This window comes from Rhodospirillaceae bacterium (genome assembly GCA_018660465.1).
In the GTDB taxonomy this organism is placed as follows: domain Bacteria; phylum Pseudomonadota; class Alphaproteobacteria; order Rhodospirillales; family JABJKH01; genus JABJKH01.
Map to the genome: position 1 here is coordinate 1 of JABJKH010000096.1, position 18,848 is coordinate 18,848.

Here is an 18,848-nt window from a genome sequence, read left to right on the forward strand (position 1 = left end):
ATGACGGTCATCGACATGCACGCGCATTGCCAATTGTCGAGCGTCTGGTCATTGGTCGAAGGCCGCGAAGAATTGGGCGGCGGAAATCCTTATGAAGGCCAGCTGAAAAAGGTTGAAGACATTTCTGTTCGCCTCAAACAAATGGACGCGATGGGAACCGATATCGAAGTTTTGAGTATCGGCGGAGAACAACATTTTCCGTGGGCGGAATATGAACTCGCCGAAGAAGTCGCGACCAAGCAGAATGAAGCCCTGACCGAAGTTTGTGCGGCCAACCCGGATCGCTTCGTGCCCATTGGTGTGGTCTCTTTACAACATCCGCATCTTGCGGCGAAGCAGCTGAAAAACTCGGTGAAGAACCTCGGCCATCGGGGCTGTATGATCACCGGCAACATTCAAGGACAGGAACTCTCAGATTCAAAGTTTCATCCATTCTGGGCGATGGCTGAAGAACTCGATTGCGTGGTCTTCATTCATCCTCGTGTTTCCAAAACAGAAAATAAGCGGCTGCAGGGTCGCGGCTTCCTGACCAACATGATTGGCAATCCATTGGAAACCACGACGGCACTCGCGCACTTGATTTATGAAGGCACGCTGGATCGGTTCCCGGGTCTAAAAATATGTGGTGCGCATGGTGGCGGCTATCTTGGCTCTTACATTGGGCGCTTCAATCACGGTCACAACAGTGCAGACCGCGGCGGACGTGGCTTGGAAAAGAAGAAGCCGAGCGAATATCTGAAGATGCTATATTTCGATACGCTGGTTTATGGCACACAAAACCTTGCGCACCTCATCGAAGAAGTTGGTGTGGAGCAATTAATGCTGGGCACTGACCACGACTTCGGCATGACCAACAGAAACGCAGTGGCGCACTTGCTCAGTGTTAAGGGGCTCAGCGATGCTGACATCGAAAGTATTCTGAACGGCAAAGCCAAAGAGCTGTTCAAGATCGACATTTAAGAAGGAATTATTGTGGCACATCTAAGTCTCGAGGAACTCCACGAAATCGGCGTGAAAATTTTTACCCAGTCCAACACCTCGCCAGAAGTGGCGGAGATTGTGGCGGGGGCGCTAACCGCAGCACAAGCCGATGGTCAAGCGGGCCACGGTGCATCGCGTATTCCGTCTTATGCCGATCAAGCCAAGTCGGGAAAGGTCGACGGACATGCTGTTCCTGAATTAACCCAGACCGCCGCAGCCGCCGTACGGATTGACGCCAAAAGCGGTTTTGCCTATCCGGCGATTACCATGGGGATAGACTTTGCGGCTGACCTGGTGGAAGACACCGGCGTGGTCGCATTGGCGGTTGGGCATTCGCATCACTCAGGTGCTGCGGGTCTTCATGTGGAACGCGCGGCCCGTAAAGGGCTGATCGCACTTAGCTTCGGTAATACCCCTGCTGCCATCGCACCTTGGGGTGGGAACCGTGCGCTTTATGGCACCAACCCAATTGCCTTTGCTTGCCCGCGTGAAAGCTCTGATCCGTTGGTGGTCGATCTTTCCATGAGCAAAGTCGCGCGCGGTAAAATCCTGGTGGCGTCTCAGAGCGGTGATCCGATCCCGGATGACTGGGCAGTGGATGCGGATGGCAATCCGACGACGGATGCCAAGGAAGCTTTGTCCGGTACGATGTTGCCGATGGGCGATGCAAAGGGGGCGGCGTTGATCATGGTGGTGGAAATTCTCGCTGCGACCCTGACTGGGTCTCAATATGGTTTCGAGGCCAGTTCGTTCTTCGAGGGCGAAGGCCCATCGCCGCATGTTGGTCAGTTCTTCTTCTTGGCGAAACCAGGCGATCTCGGCGGCGACGCTTTTGCGGATCGTCTTGAAGTTCTTCTTTCCGCCGTTACCGATCAACCAGGTACAAGACTTCCCGGTGACCGCCGGTATGATCTTCGCAAAAAGGCGGAAGCCGACGGAGTGGATATCCCCGATAAGCTGCACGCAGAGATAATGGAGCGCCTGGGGTAGGGGAATAAAATTCTTTTTGGAGGAGGGTATATCGATGCCTAAACAAAGTTTACGCGCTGACCAAGGGTGGATTTTTGATAATTTCTTGATGCTATCCGATAACGAAGACGTTCTGCACCCTGGCATCATGGGTACCCGATTTGACCGGGGCTTTAAGTTGGAAGATTTAAACGCAGTTTATTCCAAGGTGACGGGTCGACGCTCTTTTCCTAAATCATGGGCGAAACGTGCTGCCGTGTTAGAGCGCATGGCCGATAGTGCGAAGTCGAAAAATCGGCTTGTAACCGCGCGTGACTTTTTTCATCGGGCGGCGCTCTGTTATGGCAGGGCCCAGCATTTAATTCCGGTTCACAAGGATCCGAATAAGGAAACGTGGTATCAGGGATTGAAGCGTTGTTATGACAGCCTTGTTGATCTCTCGGGCGGTGCAATTGAGAGAAAGACCATAGAATTTTCTGATGGCAAAAATACCTACTGCAATTTTCACCAAGCGCCGGGGGAAGGTCCAAAGCCAACGATCCTGTATCTTCCTGGAATGGATCAGGTGAAGGAGGATTATCCAAATCCTTTTAAGAATGATTATTTCAACCGCGGCATGAATATTTGCTCAATGGATGGTCCCGGACAGGGCGAATGCAACATCAATGCAGTCTGGCAGGACGAAACCAATTATGCGTTGGCGGCAGAAAAAGTCATCGATTGGCTTGTATCCAGAGACGATGTTGACGCGGAAAAAATCGCCGTATTCGGTACCAGCATGGGGTCACGTTGGGGTGTCCAAGTCGCGGCCCATGATCCACGTGTGAAAGCGGTTGTCGGGCAAATGGCGAACGTCGGAACTTTCGACATGATTTTCGAACAGGCCCAGCCGAATTTCAAACGCATCTTCATGTATATGGCCGGCTATACCGTGGAAGAAGAATTCGACAAATTTGTTGAACGCTTGGACCTGTTGCCTGACCTCGCCAAGAAAGTCACGGTGCCGCATCTATTAGTCGCCGGTGACATGGATGAACTCTGCACACCCAATGACATCGTAAAGTTTCGATCTTCCTTGGCGGGCCCGAGTGAGCTTTGGCTCTACGAAGGTGTCTTCCATCCCATGGGAGAAGTCGCTGCGCAAATTTACCCCTGCATCGCTGACTGGTTGCTCGAAACCTTAAATTCAGGAAGACCTGATGGGTATAACAACGAAGTCTATGTCGAAGAGGGCACAGTCTTGGGCGACTATGACCACGGCTAATAGGGTGAGGGCGGGCGAAAGATGAAGTTTAATCTGCAAGGTAAAGTCGCTTTGGTTACGGGTGGCAGCCGAGGTATTGGCAAGGCGATCTCTCTCGTATTGGCGGGCCAGGGTGTGAACGTCGCACTTTGCGGTCGGACGCAGGAAACACTCGAATCCTCGGCAGAAGAAATCCGCGCAGCGGGCGTAGAGGCTTGGCCAATCGTGGCGGATGTCAGCCGCAATGAAGATGTCGTAAACTTTGTGAGCGAAGCCGAAGCGAAAGCGGGCCGTATCGACATTTTGGTTAATAACGCGGTGACATCCATACGCGCGCCGTTCAATGAACAGAGCGACGAAGACTGGCAGTATCATCTGAATGTAAAACTGATGGCCTACATCCGTAGCGCCCGCGAAGTTCATCCGCACATGAAGAAACAAGGGTGGGGTAGGATCGTTAATATCGGTGGTATGACCGCGCGAATTGCGGCCCCCCTCCGCGTCACCAATGGCATCGTTAACGCAGGTGTCGCAAATTTCACCAAGCAATTCGCCGGCCACGTAGCCCCTGATAACATTACCGTCAATTGCATCCATCCCGGCACCACCGCGACCGACCGCATGATGGAAGGCTTTAAGCGCTACGCCAGCGACGCCGACACCAGCATCGAAGAAATCTCCAAACAACACATCGCCAATATCCCCCTGGGCCGCCTCATCCAACCTGAAGACATCGCCAATACGGCGCTCTACTTCTGCTCTCCGCTAGCCGACATTGTAACGGGGCAGTCAATTGCAGTGGACGGTGGGTCGTCTACGTCGGTGAATTATTAGGGCTCTTCCCTAGAAAAAACCTCAAAATTGGGTTATAATACCCCTAACGTGAACCGCTGGTCGGTGGGGGTTTTTTGAGCCGCTGGACTTGTTGAAAATTGCGGTGAGGATGCTCGGCCTTCTGGCTAGGACAGGAGACGCACTATGGGCATGGCAATCACGCTTCAGGATTATATTTCGGACCTTGGCATTGCGTACGAGGTTTTGACTCATCCGACTCGGTATACCAGTTCCAAGATTGCACAAAGTGCACACATTCCAGGGGCTGGATTGGCCAAAGGGGTGTTGGTGCAGGATGAAGACGGCGGCTACATGCTGGTCGTTGTGCCGGCGACCAGCCACGTAGATTTCAAACGGTTGCAGGAATTTTTGGATCAGCCGGTGGAGATGGCGGCGGAAAGTGCGATTGCCAAGTTGTTTGGGGATTGTGACGCGGGTGCAGTACCACCGATTGGAAATCCCTATGGGATCGATGTCTTGTTAGATGAGACTCTTATGAACGAGTCCGAAATCTACTTTGAAGCCGGGGATCATAAAGACCTGATCCACGTCAGCGGTGACGATTTCCATCGTCTGACACGGGGTGCGGCCTATGGAGCCTTCAGCCACCCCGGATAAACTTTGAAAAGGTAAACTTTGAAAAGGAGGTCGTGATGAACGATGTCATTCTGGTTGGTACAGACGGCAGCGAGGTTTCCACACGCGCCGCCCTACATGCCCTGTCACGGGTCAAAGACAGCGCCACGCGGCTGCATGTGGTCTATGTTTACGAATGGTCGCGCTATGAAATTTTGTCCCTGGAGCAAATTGAAGCCCGCCACAAAGAGCACAAGGTGGAGATTGATCGCGCTCAGTCAGGGGTATTGGATCCATTGGTCGCGGATTTAAAATCACGCGGCGGCGATGTCGAAGTTACATCCGAAGTTTGCCACGGTCACGCTCCCGAAATACTCTGCCAAAAAGCAGATGAATTGGGCGCTTCGCAAATTTATATCGGTCGGCGTGGGCGATCTTCGATGGAACGGTTGTTGTTTGGCAGTGTCGCCAGTAGCCTGGTCCAAACATCGCCAGTCCCGGTAACAGTGGTGCCATAAATAAAAAAATCAGGTATAAGTGATTCGCACTTTAAGGGGGGCTAATTATGGATAGGTTTTTAAGTCGGGCGGCTGCGACCGTAATGGCTGTATTCGCGGGTATTTTAGCGGGTATTTCACCAGTGTTCGCAGCAGAACAAGGTATTGATCAGTCGATTAATGCGTTTGTCGCACCAGTCGCTAATGCGGTTGCGGGAACGATTTTTTATTCGGTTGGTGGTGTGCCGCTGATTGTTGTTTGGCTGGTCGTCGGCGCCGTATTTTTTACTTTCTATTTCAATTTCATCAATTTCAGAGCCTTCGGCCACGCCATTGATTTGGTGCGGGGTAAGTATGAAGACCCTAATGACCCCGGAGAGGTTTCCCACTTCCAAGCCTTAGCAACGGCGTTATCGGCGACAGTTGGGCTCGGTAATATCGCGGGCGTAGCGGTGGCAGTATCTCTCGGCGGACCAGGGGCGACGTTCTGGATGATCCTGGCGGGTCTTCTCGGCATGTCCTCGAAATTCTGCGAATGTACGTTGGGCGTAATGTACAGGGATGAACATGCGGACGGCACGGTTTCCGGCGGACCGATGTATTATCTGTCGAAGGGCTTGGCCGAACGCGGCATGCCGGGATTGGGCCGGATTATGGCCGTCCTGTTTGCCATCATGTGTATTGTTGGCGCATTCGGTGCGGGCAATATGTTCCAGGCCAATCAGTCGTTCCAGCAGTTCATGAATGTTACGGGTGGCGCAGAAGGCTTTATGGCCGACAAGGCATGGTTGTTCGGTCTTATCATGGCGGCGGTCGTGGGTGCGGTTATTATTGGCGGCATCAAGAGCATCGCGCGGGTGACCGAAAAGCTGGTGCCGTTCATGGCGATCATTTATGTCGCTGCAGCACTGGTTATTATCATCATTCACATTGATCAGGTGCCCACCGCTTTTGGCGCAATTATCTCCGGTGCGTTCAGTCCGGAAGGGGTTGCAGGTGGCTTCGTTGGTGTCTTGATCCAGGGCTTCAAGCGGGCGGCGTTTTCAAACGAAGCAGGCATTGGCTCTGCTGCAATCGCGCACTCAGCCGTTCGTACCAAAGAGCCTGTGACCGAAGGGATTGTGTCTCTGCTGGAACCATTTATCGACACTGTGGTGATCTGTACCATGACCGCGCTGGTTATCGTAATTACCGGGCAGTACCAAAACGTGAGCGGGATTAGCGGCGTGCAGTTGACGTCAAATGCATTCGCCAGTGGAATTTCTTGGTTCCCGTACGTGCTGGCCCTCGCCGTGATCTTGTTCGCGTTTTCGACAATGATTGCGTGGTCATACTACGGCAATAAAGCGTGGACCTATCTGTTCGGGGAAAACAAGCAAGCGGACATGGTTTATAAGGTCAGTTTCTGTGGCTTCGTGGTGATCGGCTCGACAATGAATTTAGGCTCGTTGATTGATTTTGCCGACGCGATGATCTTTGCCATGGCGTTAATTAACATTGCCGGGCTTTATTTGTTGGCGCCAGTTGTGAAGCGGGAACTTGCGTCTTACTGGTCCCGGTTGCAATCTGGTGAGATTAAGAAAACAAAACCCTAGGGAGCGGCTATGACAACCTGGATCAGATTTGAGTCTGGAGGTGCGACAAATTTCGGCACCTTCGATGGGGACAAAATTACCATCCATCACGGCAACATGTTCGATAACCCGAGTGCTACATCTGAGACGGTGGCGCTGGCGGACGTAAATGTTCTGACACCGTGCGAGCCTTCGAAGATGCTGGCGCTGTGGAATAACTACGGCATGTTGGCGACGAAGTTGGAACTGACACCGCCACCCGAGCCGCTTTATTTTATTAAGGCGAATAGTTCGTTTGCAGCACAAAAAGAGACGGTTCACAGACCCAAAAATTACGACGGCCCGGTAATCTTTGAAGGTGAACTTGGGGTCGTAATAGGAAAGGCCACCAAAGAAATATCCGAAGAAGATGCTGCTGATCATATCTTCGGCTATACCTGCATCAATGATATTACTGCGGCTGGGATCATTCCTAAGGACGAAACTTTCGCGCAGTGGTCGCGGGCCAAGGGCTATGACGGTTTTGGCGTGTTTGGGCCGGTGATCTCAACCGATGTTGATCCGTTAGAAAAGAATTTGACAGTGGTGCTAAATGGCGATGTGCGACAGGATTATCCGCTGTCTGACATGATCTTTAAACCGCATCAGTTGGTTAGCTTGTTGTCCCATGACATGACTCTCCTGCCAGGCGATGTGATTTGCGTCGGGACCAACGTTGGCGTGGGGTCCATGAAACTGCCGAGCAATGACGTTGCGGTTACCATCGACGGGATCGGCACCTTGGAAAATGTTTTTAAGAATTAGCGGAATCGTATCATGAGAATTTTAGTAATTGGCGCGGGAGCCATCGGCGGCATGATGGCGGCTAAATTGGCGATGGGTGAGGGCAACAACGAAGTGTCCGTCGTCGATATGGGCGCGCATTTGAAAGCGATTGAGACAAATGGCCTCAAGCTAATTTGGGAAGATGGCTCGGAAATCGTTGCCGACAACATTAAAGCCTATAGCAAGATTTCCGAAGCGGGTGAGCAGGATTTAGTCATCTTCGCCTTAAAAGCTCAGTATATGGCATCGGTGGCGAGCGAGCTTAAGGCTGTGCTTGGCGACGATACGATGCTGATGACTGTGCAGAATGGCATGCCGTGGTGGTACTTTCAAAAGCACGGTGGACCTTACGACGGACGGCGGCTCGAAACTCTCGATCCTGACGGTACGCTCGAAGCCAACATCGATCCCAAACACATCGTTGGTTGTGTGGTCTACCCGGCGGCGGCTGTGGTCGAGAATGGCGTGGTCAAGCATGTCGAAGGTGATCGCTTTCCGATTGGCGAATTGGACGGTTCTGACTCGCCCCGCATCCAGGCGCTCTTCGACGTCCTCGTTGGTGCCGGATTTCGGTCTAGAATTCTCGACAACATTCGTTCCGAAATTTGGCTCAAGGCTTGGGGCAACCTGTCGTTCAATCCAATCAGTGCGCTCAGCCACGCGACCTTGGAAAGCATCTGCATTTTCCCAGAAACCCGACTGCTTGCCCAGCACATGATGGAAGAAGCCCAAGAAGTCGGCCATAAACTCGGCATCGAATTCCGCCATACCATCGAAAAACGTATCGACGGCGCCCAAAGCGTGGGGTCACATAAAACGTCCATGCTGCAAGACGTGGAAGCCGGACGATCCCTGGAGATCGAGGCCCTGGTCGGCTCGATCATTGAAATGGCACGGATCACCGATACCCCAACGCCACACATTGATGCGGTCTATGCCTGCACGAAGCTGTTGAACCGGACAATGGAGCGGGCTGAGGCGGGGGTGGCGGTTAAGGGTTGAGGGTCGAGGGGGGGACGCTACATCTCGACCCATATGTAAGGTAAATCGATGATCTCAGATATATCTTGCAGCCTGCCCAAATAGGAAGCGCTGATTACCGTACCTTCTTCCAGCAACACGTCCCCATTTTCCGTGACCACATCGCGAGCAACCACGGCGCCGGGTTCGACGTCCTCAATCGGAACTTCATAAGCCTTCGTTGCAGGGGGCGCGCTCGGCGGCGGTCGGCTACCGGTTGGAGCCGTAATTGTAATATCCGGAATATTCACAGTTAAATATGCGCCCGCCTCTTTAATCTCCGTTGTCTCATCAAGCACTCGCGCCATACGGCCCTGGATCGCATCCTGGCCGTCTCCCTTACGGACGAAAGCATTGCAATCCAATTTCATCGCTGTTCCAAAGACCGCTTGCTCCGCTGAACCTGTTATGACAACCACCGGTAGATCACGCGGCGCGCCACTCATTCCGGTCCGGAGCATTTTTAGAAATTTTAGTCCATTCATCGGCTCCATCATGATGTCGAGGATGATCAAGTCAGGTGGATCGGACGTCAGTTTCGTGAGACCATCAGCACCATCCGCCGCCTCGGATACATTCGTTACGCCGATATTCTTTAAAAGCCTGCGGACCATAATACGCATGAATTCTTCATCATCGATAATGAGCACACGCGTTTCACTAAAATCGATCGAGCTATTCATAGTTGCCCCCAAATCCGTCGCAAATTCATGTGGTGCTGGTGCCCAATGGTATCAACGAACTGATAAAATTTAATGGCTTCTTAGTTCAGGTGTTATCGTATAGTCATTTCATCGATCCGTGAACAAAATTCATTTATTAAAATTAAGTCAATTCTTTAAAACTCCTCCCGTGGATAGACCGGTGGGATCGGATCGACCTTGTCCATTTCCTCGCCTAAGTCGGCTTCGATTTGTTGCATCAGACTGAGGGCGCTTGAGAGCCTAAGAGCGACGGTGTTGAGGTCGTCTTCCGGGATATCTAAGTCAATTGCTTTGGCAAGGTTACGGACGTCATCTTTGGTGAGTTCCATGGTTATTCTCCTGCCGTATCTAAGGTCGGGCCGACGGTTTGTTCCAAGTCAGGATGACGGGTGTGCCAATCGGTTGCTTGCTCAAAGGCGTTGGCCACCCGGAACATCATGGCTTCATCGAAGGGTTTTGCGGCGATCTGGATCGACATTGGCACATCGTCTTTGGTAAAACCACTCGGGACGGAAATTGCGGGGACATTGGCGACGCTGAACGGATAGGTGCACATGCGCCGTGATTTAAACATCCGTGTTGCGACGTCTTCTTTGCTGTCAATTTTTTCAACTGAGTCTTCAAGCTTGAGTGGCGGCACGAAGTTCATCAATGTTACCAATGCGTCATATTCTTTGAACGCACTCAGGACCTCGTTTCGGACCAGGGCACGGCCGCGCATGGCCCGGTTATGGACGACGGCAGGCACTAGGGCGGCGGCCGCCATCCGCGTGCGGGTACCAACGTCGAATTCATCCCAATGAGGGCGCAGGTATTTATGCAGGAACATGGCGGCGACGTCTGGATCAGAAGTCAGGAGCTGTAATGGCACTGCATATTTCGCTTTCGGTAATGATATTTCCTCGACTGTGGCCCCCAAAGACGTGAGGACATCAAGAGCCTTTTTGAGCATCTTATCGACATCGGGGTGGAGGTCTTGGCCGACTGACATTTCGCGCACCAAACCAAGTTTTAATCCCTTAAGGTCTTGGCTGAAGTGATCTGCATAATTCGGCACCGGGCGATCACTCGACAACGGATCTTTCGCATCGTGCCCGGCAATGGTTTGTAATACCAAAGCATTATCAGCGACGGTGCGGGTTAAGGGAGCAATGGTGTCTTGGGTCCAGGCATACATAATGCCACCGTATCTGCTGACCCGCCCGAAGGTGGGGCGCATGCCGACAACACCATTGGCCCAGGCCGGACCGCGAATGGAGCCACCCGTATCTTCACCGAGGGAGGTCGAAACCAATCCAGCAGAGACCGAGATTCCTGATCCGGTTGATGAATGGGAGGGCTCTATTTCTAGGTTCCACGGATTTTTCGGCACGCCGTAATGAAAGTTTACAGAGCTACCTTTGCCGAACTCGTGCAGGTTATTTTTGCCGATCAAGATGGCGCCGGCTTCTTCTAATCTTGTGACTGCAGTTGCCGTCATGCCTTCACCGAAGTCCGGCTGAATGATGGAAGCCATAGTAGTCGGCACATCACCAGTGGTAATTTGGTCCTTGGCACCGAAGGGAATGCCGTGAAGGGGGCCTCGGTAGAGCCCCCCTGCGATTTCAGCTTCGGCCTTTTTCGCCTGATCAAGGGCGCGCTCGCCACACACCGTAATCCAGGAATGCAAGACACCGTCCCACTTTTCGATACGGTCTAGATAAACTTGAATGAGGTCGACCGGCGAAATTTCTTTTGTCTCAACCAGCTTGGCCTGTTCGGCCACACTCATGTAGGCCAGTTCGTTCTCGTTCATGGCATCCTCGGATTTATATTGGTCGCGGCACTGACGATATAGGAGAATAATGTAAGGACGCAAAGTTTACATCTCGTTTTAGACTGATACGTTTCGGCGCAATAATTCCTTCTTTCTCCAGGAAAAATATTTACTTCCCAAAATTTATCACTTGAAAATTTTGATCACGCCCAAAAATAGAGTTGCGAGCAATCTGTGTCTGTACCTAATTTTGCGAAAAAATAACGGGTCAAATGGCTAAGGAATAAATGCGCTGTCTTTATTTCACGATGAACGGGCTGAAATGCCGATAAAGGAAATTGATCGGCGGGAGCCGAGATTCCCGTGTGTCGGCATTGGTTTAGCCTATTCAGTTGTTGAAGACGGGCATGTCGAGAATCTTGGCGAGGCACTTTTTTCCGCGACGTTAAATGACATGAGTCTTTCTGGCATGGCGTTTGATGTTGATCGTCCCTTGGATTCTGGAACGCGGGTTATGATCGTGGTCGATAATACGGAAGACAAACGAGAACATCTGCACAGCCAAGTAAACTGGTGTAGCAAAATTGAAGAAGGGCGCTATCGGATTGGTGTGAAAATTGACCATGCCGCCGGCGTTCTATTTGACGATAGTGTAGACACAGAATACGTCCACATCCAAAAAGGCGCATCAGTTCCCGTGACCATGCGGTTCTATTGCCCAGCTTGTTTGCACAGAACGTATTTTGATTTCATTGGATCTGAACACCCACACAACGACCAAGATGTCATGCCGCTTTACGACTGTTCAGGATGCGGTAGCACCCGCTCAATCCCCAGTATCTTGGCTTATAATAGAGCAAGATCGCTGGATGATCCGTTGTGACATTAAGAATTTTCTGGTGAATTCTCTTGACTTATCCACAGTGATGGCGCATTAGCAGCTCCAGCGACACTCCCTTCACGGTCAAATTTTAAAAAATATTGATCGTCGCCGCCCCGCAAAGACATTGGGGTTGGCCATTTTTCTTTCAGACATATGTGGGCGTTTCGTAAGACCGGTCTCTGCTTTTGAATTCGTTCATGAGTACGCTAGGTCGTTAACGCTTGCATTGTGCCAGCACGCTTGCCGTTCCACTTTGGGGGCGGGAATTGCTATTATTTGATTGAGAAAGATAAACGATACATGACTAATTTTGAGGGCCTTCAATTGGCCCAACCCATCCTTCACGCCATTGCGGACGAAGGTTACACCACGCCGTCTCCTATTCAGGCGAAATCCATTCCACCGTTGCTTGAAGGCCGCGACCTTTTAGGTGTTGCGCAGACGGGCACTGGTAAGACAGCAGCCTTCGCGCTGCCCTTGTTGCACCGCTTGTCAAAGCACGCTGTTAAGTCACGGCCCAATCAGCCACATGCGCTGATCTTGGCACCGACCCGCGAATTGGCGGGGCAAATTGGCGATAGCCTGCGGACGTATGCGCGTCACTTGGGTCTGCGCTCCAGGGTCATCTTCGGCGGTGTTTCCGCTCGGCCCCAAATCAAAGTTTTGAACCAAGGTGTTCATATTTTGGTTGCGACACCTGGTCGCTTGCTTGACTTAATGAACCAGCGCCACGTACGGCTTGATGGAATTGAGATATTTGTTCTTGATGAAGCCGATCGCATGCTCGATATGGGCTTTATTCGTGACGTTAAAAAAATTGAAGCGGCATTACCTAAGCGTCGTCAGACGACTTTATTCTCGGCCACCATGCCAAAATCGGTGGAGGGTTTGGCCGCGAGCCTGCTCAATGATCCGGTTCGGGTTGAGGTTGCCCCAGCGGCGACCACGGCAGAAAAGGTGGAACAGAGCGTTCTCTTTGTGCCTAAGGATAAAAAGCGGGCTTTGTTGAGTGAGCTTCTAAAAGACAAGAGCATGGAGCGGGTGCTTATCTTTACCCGCACCAAGCACGGCGCCGATAAGGTTGCCCGGCATCTGCAGCAGAAGGGTATTTCCTCGGATGCCATCCATGGTAATAAGGCTCAGAATGCCCGCCAACGAGCGCTTAATGCTTTTCGCTCTGGCAATACGCGTGTCTTGGTCGCAACGGACATTGCGGCGCGTGGGATTGATGTTGAAGGCGTTACTCACGTCATTAACTTCGAACTGCCGAATGAACCCGAAAGCTATGTCCACCGTATTGGCCGTACGGCGCGTGCCGGGCAGGCTGGTATCGCGATTTCGTTCTGCGAATTGGATGAACGTTATTATCTGCGCGATATCGAAAAGACCATTCGCCAGAGTGTACCGATAGAATACGATCATCCCTTCCATTCTGAAGAGATTGCCAACGACCCGGGCACTAAAAAGCGGAGCCCACAGCGGAATCAACGCCAAGGTCAACGCCAAGGCCAGCGCCAAGGTCAACGCCAAGGCCAGCGCCAAGGTCAAGGCCAAGGTCAAGGCCAAGGTCAAGGCGGAAAGGGCCAAAATCAAAGCCGTCGCCGCAATTCACAGCGGTCCAGGCGTCCGGCGCGTATGGCGGCTTAGGTGCTAAATTCCGGGTTGACCGAGGTCGCATGATGCGGTCAGCCCGGTGATGCCTAAAACTCTGCGGAGTTAATTGAATTTCCGTTTTGCTCCAATTATCCTCAGTGGGTAAATTTTATTTTCCCACGACTGCTAATTTTATACGGACATTTATACGACCAATTCGAATAAATATTTCGCCTGTCCCCCTTAATTCAAGGGCTTGTAACAGTAATAATTTCTTCAATAGCCCTGAAGTGGGAATGGTAAATTGAAAAAGGTATAAGTAGCGCCCAGAGAAAAGGCTCTAAAAGAAAGAATCTATTGACTAAAATCCGCTTGGCGTTGATCGTAAATTTTTAGGATTTTGTTTATGGTAAGTAATACTAAATCAAAGGTTGAGGCAAATTTTTTGCCTGTATTTGACTGCCAGAACGATGGTATTAGCGCTTATTACTGCTCTCCCTATCGAACGTCTGCAAGCGGAACCGTTCGCGACGAAGCCCTTTTATCCGTCGGCATGGATGAGCGGAGTATCAATCATGCTATCGTTCAGGAAAATATGATTGAGACAATCAGAAGGGGAGTAACCAAGGCGACAACGTTGCAGTATGAAGGTGGTGGGGAAAAGGTTATAATTCCGATAAATGGATCAGCATTGGTGTATAAGGAAATTGCGACGGAGTTTACGGCGCTCTGTAAGGGCATTCAGGCCGAAATTCTTCAATCAGTAATTTTTGAAGTGACTAACGTCAGTGATGATTCATCAATGTCGTTTCTTGATGAAGTGGCCATTATTCTTTACCTGTTTTGCCACAAGTATAGTTGTCGAATTTCACCGGCAACCTTGAATTTTTCCTATTACGCCACGTGTAACTATTCCAGCGTTGCCTTTTCGTTGGGCAATAAGGAATGGCCGATAGAAAAAATATCGGGTCCGCTGCGACGAATTGGATTGATGGCAGAAGCCAGCCGCCTTAACGTTTACCTGCATGGGGTCGCCACTGATGAAATTCGCTCAGCAGCTCTCGCATCAAAAATTCAGTATATTGACGGAGAAATTGTTACTTAACTTAGGAACTCGCCACGGCTCTGAATAATTCTCGTTTAATTAGTCCAGCCTCTAGACCTTCAATCCTTTTGCGGCGACTTGTCAGCCGTTCCGCATAGGACTTCTCTCCAAACAAATCAATCAATTCATCGGCATTATTTTCCTCTTGCTTGAACAAGTCACAAACAGAGTTATAAAATTTTTCAGTTAAATCGGCGTGGTCGGTTTGCCGCCATCCCGCTTGTGCGAGCAATGTTGGATAATCAGCCGGGGCATCAATGTAGGGCGGGCCGCAGGTGATCGCATGTTGATGCGCATCAGAGGAAAGGTTCGGCGATATCAGCAAGACAGAAAACACCAGTGTGCCATCATCACGAAGGACGCGCCGACATTCGCTGAGGGCCTCTAATTTTAGCTCCAGACAACACAGAACATCGGAATGAAAAACACTCTCGAAGGCATCGTTTTTGAAGGGCACTGCGGCACCGTCTGCAACGGCACCATCCCACCTGTCAGCCATGTCGTCTTCTCGCGCCCGTTCTGCTGCAACCTTCAAGCCATCAAAGGGCAAGTCGATTTGCACGACTTCACACCCCGACGCCTTAGCAAGATAAAGCCCAGGCCAGCCAGAGCCCGAACCTATTTCCAATAATCTCTTGTTTGGGCCAAGCGTCAGCATGTCGATGATGCGATCAGCTTCTTCGCGGGTCGTCCAACTGGTGGCACCGTAATCACATCCAAAAACAGACGTTTCCATTTGTCGAATGACATCGGCTCTGGCATTGCGATACCTGTCCGTGAAGCCATCGATCTGAGCTGCTTTTTCAGGTGTGAGCGCCATTAAAATCCCCCATCGGATTATTACCTCATTCAGACAAGCTCTGAAAGAGCATCTCGAACAACCTCGTGACGTCTGTAAATTCCTGAGTTAATTTTGTAATGCAAATATAATAAGAGAACGAGGACGACTGAATTGACGAAAACATCCCGTGTATTAAATGACACTGCCCGCGGTGGCACAGGCCTGCTGGCGATTTTCTGTGATTTAGCGCCAGAAGATCAAGCCGACTTTCGACCTTGGTTGGTGGAAGATATGTTTCCCGCAAGGGTAAAAATTGGCTTCAATGGGTGTGCCAGTTTTGACCGCGTGAGCGGCGATGGCCCAGAGTTCGTCACGATGTATGAAATGCCGAGCCTTGGTCATTTGTACGGTGAGCCCTATCAGGCCCTCCGTCGAGTGCGAAACCCAAGAGACGCGGCGTATCACGAGAAATTTCAGAATCCTGAACGCTATACCCTCAATTGGGCTGGTCCTGAACTTAGTTCTAACGTTAGCGGATTCTCGCCCTATGTTGCAGTAGACCGATTTAATTTGCCGAGTGAGAAAGCGCAGGCTTTTAACATCTGGTTTGTCTGCACGTACTTGCGGGCATTGGCAAAATTATCTGGAGTGGTGCGGGTTCGGCGCTACCTGTCAATGGAGGGCACACCGTCACATTTTGTCTTGCATGAAATTTCTAATGCTTCGGTCGTAGAGAGTTCAGCTTGGTCAGAGCTTAGAGGGGAATTTAGAGAAAATACGTCTGGGCTTTATCAACGTGTCGTTGAAGCCTACTGAGGAGAATAATCATGATTAAAGCATTTCTTTTTGTAGTGGTTTTAGGGCTTGGATTTGCGGATGAAGGCTTGGCCCAAACACCACCAACGTTGAACGAACTCAAAGCCTATACAGGATTTCACGCTGCTGCAGCTCGCGGCAAAGTAGACGCTATTGAGCGATTTATTCGCGAAGGCCGAGACATTAATGTGCGTGACCCCTTTGGCCGAACGCCAATAATGGTAGCGGCTTTTTTCAAAGATTTAAAAGCGGCAGCTGCTCTGATCAAAGGCCGGGCCGATCTTAACTTACTGGAGAACGACGTCTACGATGCCCTGACCATTTCAAGCGTGCTGAATGATCTCGATATGGTGAAGCTGCTGATTAAGCACGGCGCGAATGCCAAGCTCATCACCAGTCCGTACGAAGGCACCGCGTTAATTGCTTCGACTCACTTGGGTCACGTTGGCGTGGTAAGGGAACTCATCAAGGCAGGAGCACCCTTAGACCACGTCAATAATCTTCAGTGGACGGCCCTCATTGAAGCCATTGTCCTTGGCGATGGCGGACCCAATCATGTGGCGTGCGTAAGGTTGATGGTGGAAGCTGGTGCAAACGTAAATTTGGCCGACGGAGATGGCACACGCCCTTTAAGCTTGGCCGAACAGCGGGGTTTTAAAAAGATGGTGGAGATCCTGAATGCTGCCGGGGGGAAACCTTAGGGCTAATGCCGATCTGGCATTGAGCAATATTGCAAACCTGAGAATGACTCGACACCAATTCCGTTAGTGGTATGATCAAAAGGCTCGGTGGCGGCTTGTTTCACGACGATTTGACTTCGGGCTCTTAAGATTCGGTGGATGTGCCCAATGGCAAGCCGCTTCCGATAAATCATATTCGGAGGAGGATTTCGTGCGTGCCGATACTTTGTGGTTTTCAGCAGGATGTTCGTTGATCCAAAAAGCCATCACCAATCGGGGTGCGAGCTTTAGATTTTTGTTATCCCGCATTGGCGTTGTTGTAATTATCGCAATCCAGCCGATACATTCGCCCGCGTATGCCGCTGGTGATGGTCTCACTAAAACCGAAAAAGCCGAAATACAGCGTGAAAGAGCCCGGCAAAAAGCAAGATCGCTCCTCACCCGCCCCGATATCGTCGACATACTGGTGGGTCAATTGGGGCACCAAGTAGATTATGATTCTCTGAGCCAGCAGATTACCCGCCTGGCTGCTGTGGTCAGATCTCTTGGCCAGTCGATGAATAACATTTCGATGAATAATATTTCACTTCCGCGCGGAATCGATGGCAACCAACCCGAGAGTGCTTCCAGAAGACTGGAATCAATTTACGGCCCGAAAGGACCAACCGTAAAATCGGTGAAACTGATTTTAGAATACCGTCTAATGATTGTCGGCAATCCGCGTCTTAAAGTTGGGAAGGTAAGTGAAGACGCGAAACGCGTCGTTGCCCACGTCACAACCACCGATGGATCTTTGGTCGAGGAATACTCAATCGATAAACAAACGGGAGATTGGACGACACTTCGTTGAACCCATTCAAAATTGCGTCGCTCGACTAATAGCCATTTAGGAGAAGACAACAATGACCGATTACAGAACTTTTAAAGTGACTCTTAAAAATGTATTCGCCGCCAGCCTTGTCGCAATTTTTATTTTTACTGGGCCGACGTGTTCAACATCATTTGCTTTAGAAATTGACGATCTTGACGACGATAAACCAGAGGTTAAACCTGAAGCCGAACTCAAGAAAATTCCCAAAAAACTGGTTCCTGCTCTTCCAATGCCTTCGCTGAAAGGGCCAAAACGAACTGTGGCCGTTGGTAAATTCTCGACCATTGGTTCGTTTTCACAAAAATATGGAAATTGGGATATCGGTGGTGGGCTCGCGGCCATGCTGACGACGGAGTTGCTGAAGTCAGATCGATTTGTGGTCTTGGAAAGGGCTCACTTGAGTAAGGTCTTGAGCGAGCAGGAGATGAAAGCTGGCGGCATCGTCAAACCGGGAACAGGTCCCAAACTCGGACAACTTGCCGGTGTTCAGTTATTGATCTATGGCGCGGTTACAGAATTCAGTACAGACGATTCAGGCGGTGGCCTCAGTCTAGGTGTAAGTGGCATTGGGGGCTTGCCGTTTAGTTTAGGTGGTGCTCAGGAATCAAATTCCGGCAAGGTTGCCATGGATATTCGCGTTGTCGATACCACCACGGGCGAAGTTTTAGAAAGCCACACGGTTTCTCATAAAGTATCAGATTCCGCATTCAATATTTCGGGCGGCTATTCAGGGATAAGCCTGGGCGGCAACAAGTTTAAAAAAACACCTTTAGGAGAAGCAACGCGCGGCACGATTCAAAAGGCTGTCCTCGCGATAATTGGCACGGCTGCTAGAAAACCATGGACGGGTCTGGTGGTTGGTGTCGATGGCAGGGACATCGTCATTAATGCCGGCCTACGCTCTGGCCTTAAGAAAGGCGATATGTTCATGATCGAGCGTGTTGGAAAAGTTTTTACCGACCCCTCCACCGGTGAGGTCTTGGGCGTCAATCGCAAGGAACTGGGTGTGCTGCGCCTATCTAACGTCAAAGATAAATTATCGTTTGGCGGTTATATGCCCCTCAGCAATGATTTCCCAAAAAGGGGGGATACAATTGTGATCATGAAGAATTAAAAAAGGTCAGGTTATGATGAAATTTA

20 protein-coding genes are annotated in these 18,848 nt (G+C 50.8%); 16 read left to right on the top strand and 4 right to left on the bottom strand.

The genetic code is table 11. The features are described from left to right. The 9 genes from HOM51_16670 to HOM51_16710 all read left to right on the top strand — a co-directional run. Positions 1–960 (top strand): amidohydrolase (locus HOM51_16670; protein MBT5036149.1); only part of this gene is annotated, 960 nt, incomplete at its 5' end. Positions 961–972: 12 nt separating this feature from the next. Beyond that, complete coding sequence (locus tag HOM51_16675; GenBank protein ID MBT5036150.1) at positions 973–1,971, top strand: Ldh family oxidoreductase; 999 nt, start codon at positions 973–975, stop codon at positions 1,969–1,971. A gap of 34 nt (positions 1,972–2,005) precedes the next feature. Then, the gene (locus HOM51_16680) at positions 2,006–3,214 is read left to right on the top strand and encodes an alpha/beta hydrolase (GenBank protein ID MBT5036151.1); all 1,209 of its coding nucleotides are present in this window, start codon (positions 2,006–2,008) and stop codon (positions 3,212–3,214) included. 21 nt (positions 3,215–3,235) lie between these two features. Then, positions 3,236–4,027, top strand: a complete 792-nt coding sequence (locus HOM51_16685; GenBank protein MBT5036152.1) for an SDR family oxidoreductase — start codon at positions 3,236–3,238, stop codon at positions 4,025–4,027. Positions 4,028–4,171: 144 nt separating this feature from the next. Continuing rightward, a complete protein-coding gene (locus HOM51_16690; protein MBT5036153.1) occupies positions 4,172–4,645 on the top strand; it encodes a YbaK/EbsC family protein in 474 nt (157 codons plus the stop codon). A 35-nt stretch (positions 4,646–4,680) separates the two neighbouring features. After that, positions 4,681–5,121, top strand: coding sequence for a universal stress protein (locus HOM51_16695; protein MBT5036154.1), 441 nt, complete (start codon positions 4,681–4,683; stop codon positions 5,119–5,121). Positions 5,122–5,168: 47 nt separating this feature from the next. Then, a complete protein-coding gene (locus HOM51_16700; GenBank protein MBT5036155.1) occupies positions 5,169–6,695 on the top strand; it encodes an alanine:cation symporter family protein in 1,527 nt (508 codons plus the stop codon). Positions 6,696–6,704: 9 nt separating this feature from the next. Next, the gene (locus tag HOM51_16705) at positions 6,705–7,478 is read left to right on the top strand and encodes a fumarylacetoacetate hydrolase family protein (protein MBT5036156.1); all 774 of its coding nucleotides are present in this window, start codon (positions 6,705–6,707) and stop codon (positions 7,476–7,478) included. 12 nt (positions 7,479–7,490) lie between these two features. Further along, positions 7,491–8,501 carry a 2-dehydropantoate 2-reductase gene (locus HOM51_16710; protein ID MBT5036157.1) on the top strand — a complete coding sequence of 337 codons (1,011 nt, stop codon included), beginning with the start codon at positions 7,491–7,493 and terminating at the stop codon, positions 8,499–8,501. Between the two features lie 17 nt (positions 8,502–8,518). On the opposite strand, the gene HOM51_16715 is transcribed toward HOM51_16710, so the two are convergent. From HOM51_16715 to HOM51_16725, 3 genes are all read right to left on the bottom strand, one after another. Further along, positions 8,519–9,202 (bottom strand): response regulator, encoded by a 684-nt coding sequence (locus tag HOM51_16715; protein MBT5036158.1) that lies wholly within the window; start codon positions 9,200–9,202, stop codon positions 8,519–8,521. Between the two features lie 155 nt (positions 9,203–9,357). Next, the gene (locus HOM51_16720; GenBank protein ID MBT5036159.1) at positions 9,358–9,552 is read right to left on the bottom strand and encodes a hypothetical protein; all 195 of its coding nucleotides are present in this window, start codon (positions 9,550–9,552) and stop codon (positions 9,358–9,360) included. A 2-nt stretch (positions 9,553–9,554) separates the two neighbouring features. Next, positions 9,555–11,018, bottom strand: a complete 1,464-nt coding sequence (locus tag HOM51_16725) for an amidase (protein ID MBT5036160.1) — start codon at positions 11,016–11,018, stop codon at positions 9,555–9,557. A 283-nt stretch (positions 11,019–11,301) separates the two neighbouring features. Here HOM51_16725 and HOM51_16730 point away from each other — a divergent pair, with 283 nt between their 5' ends. From HOM51_16730 to HOM51_16740, 3 genes are all read left to right on the top strand, one after another. Further along, positions 11,302–11,862, top strand: a complete 561-nt coding sequence (locus tag HOM51_16730; GenBank protein MBT5036161.1) for a PilZ domain-containing protein — start codon at positions 11,302–11,304, stop codon at positions 11,860–11,862. Between the two features lie 300 nt (positions 11,863–12,162). Beyond that, positions 12,163–13,509: a DEAD/DEAH box helicase gene (locus HOM51_16735; protein MBT5036162.1), complete on the top strand. Its 1,347-nt coding sequence runs from the start codon at positions 12,163–12,165 to the stop codon at positions 13,507–13,509. A 352-nt stretch (positions 13,510–13,861) separates the two neighbouring features. Further along, positions 13,862–14,560, top strand: coding sequence for a hypothetical protein (locus HOM51_16740; GenBank protein ID MBT5036163.1), 699 nt, complete (start codon positions 13,862–13,864; stop codon positions 14,558–14,560). A 1-nt stretch (position 14,561) separates the two neighbouring features. Here HOM51_16740 and HOM51_16745 read toward each other — a convergent pair whose 3' ends face one another. After that, positions 14,562–15,380, bottom strand: coding sequence for a methyltransferase domain-containing protein (locus HOM51_16745; GenBank protein ID MBT5036164.1), 819 nt, complete (start codon positions 15,378–15,380; stop codon positions 14,562–14,564). 132 nt (positions 15,381–15,512) lie between these two features. Between HOM51_16745 and HOM51_16750 the strand changes: the two genes are divergently transcribed. The 4 genes from HOM51_16750 (at position 15,513) to HOM51_16765 (ending at position 18,822) form a co-directional block, all read left to right on the top strand. Next, positions 15,513–16,157: a hypothetical protein gene (locus HOM51_16750; GenBank protein MBT5036165.1), complete on the top strand. Its 645-nt coding sequence runs from the start codon at positions 15,513–15,515 to the stop codon at positions 16,155–16,157. An 11-nt stretch (positions 16,158–16,168) separates the two neighbouring features. After that, complete coding sequence (locus HOM51_16755; protein ID MBT5036166.1) at positions 16,169–16,858, top strand: ankyrin repeat domain-containing protein; 690 nt, start codon at positions 16,169–16,171, stop codon at positions 16,856–16,858. 190 nt (positions 16,859–17,048) lie between these two features. Beyond that, entirely contained in the window at positions 17,049–17,687 is a 639-nt protein-coding gene (locus tag HOM51_16760) for a hypothetical protein (protein MBT5036167.1), read from the top strand. A 52-nt stretch (positions 17,688–17,739) separates the two neighbouring features. Continuing rightward, positions 17,740–18,822 (top strand): hypothetical protein, encoded by a 1,083-nt coding sequence (locus HOM51_16765; protein ID MBT5036168.1) that lies wholly within the window; start codon positions 17,740–17,742, stop codon positions 18,820–18,822. The last annotated feature ends 26 nt before the right edge of the window (positions 18,823–18,848 follow it).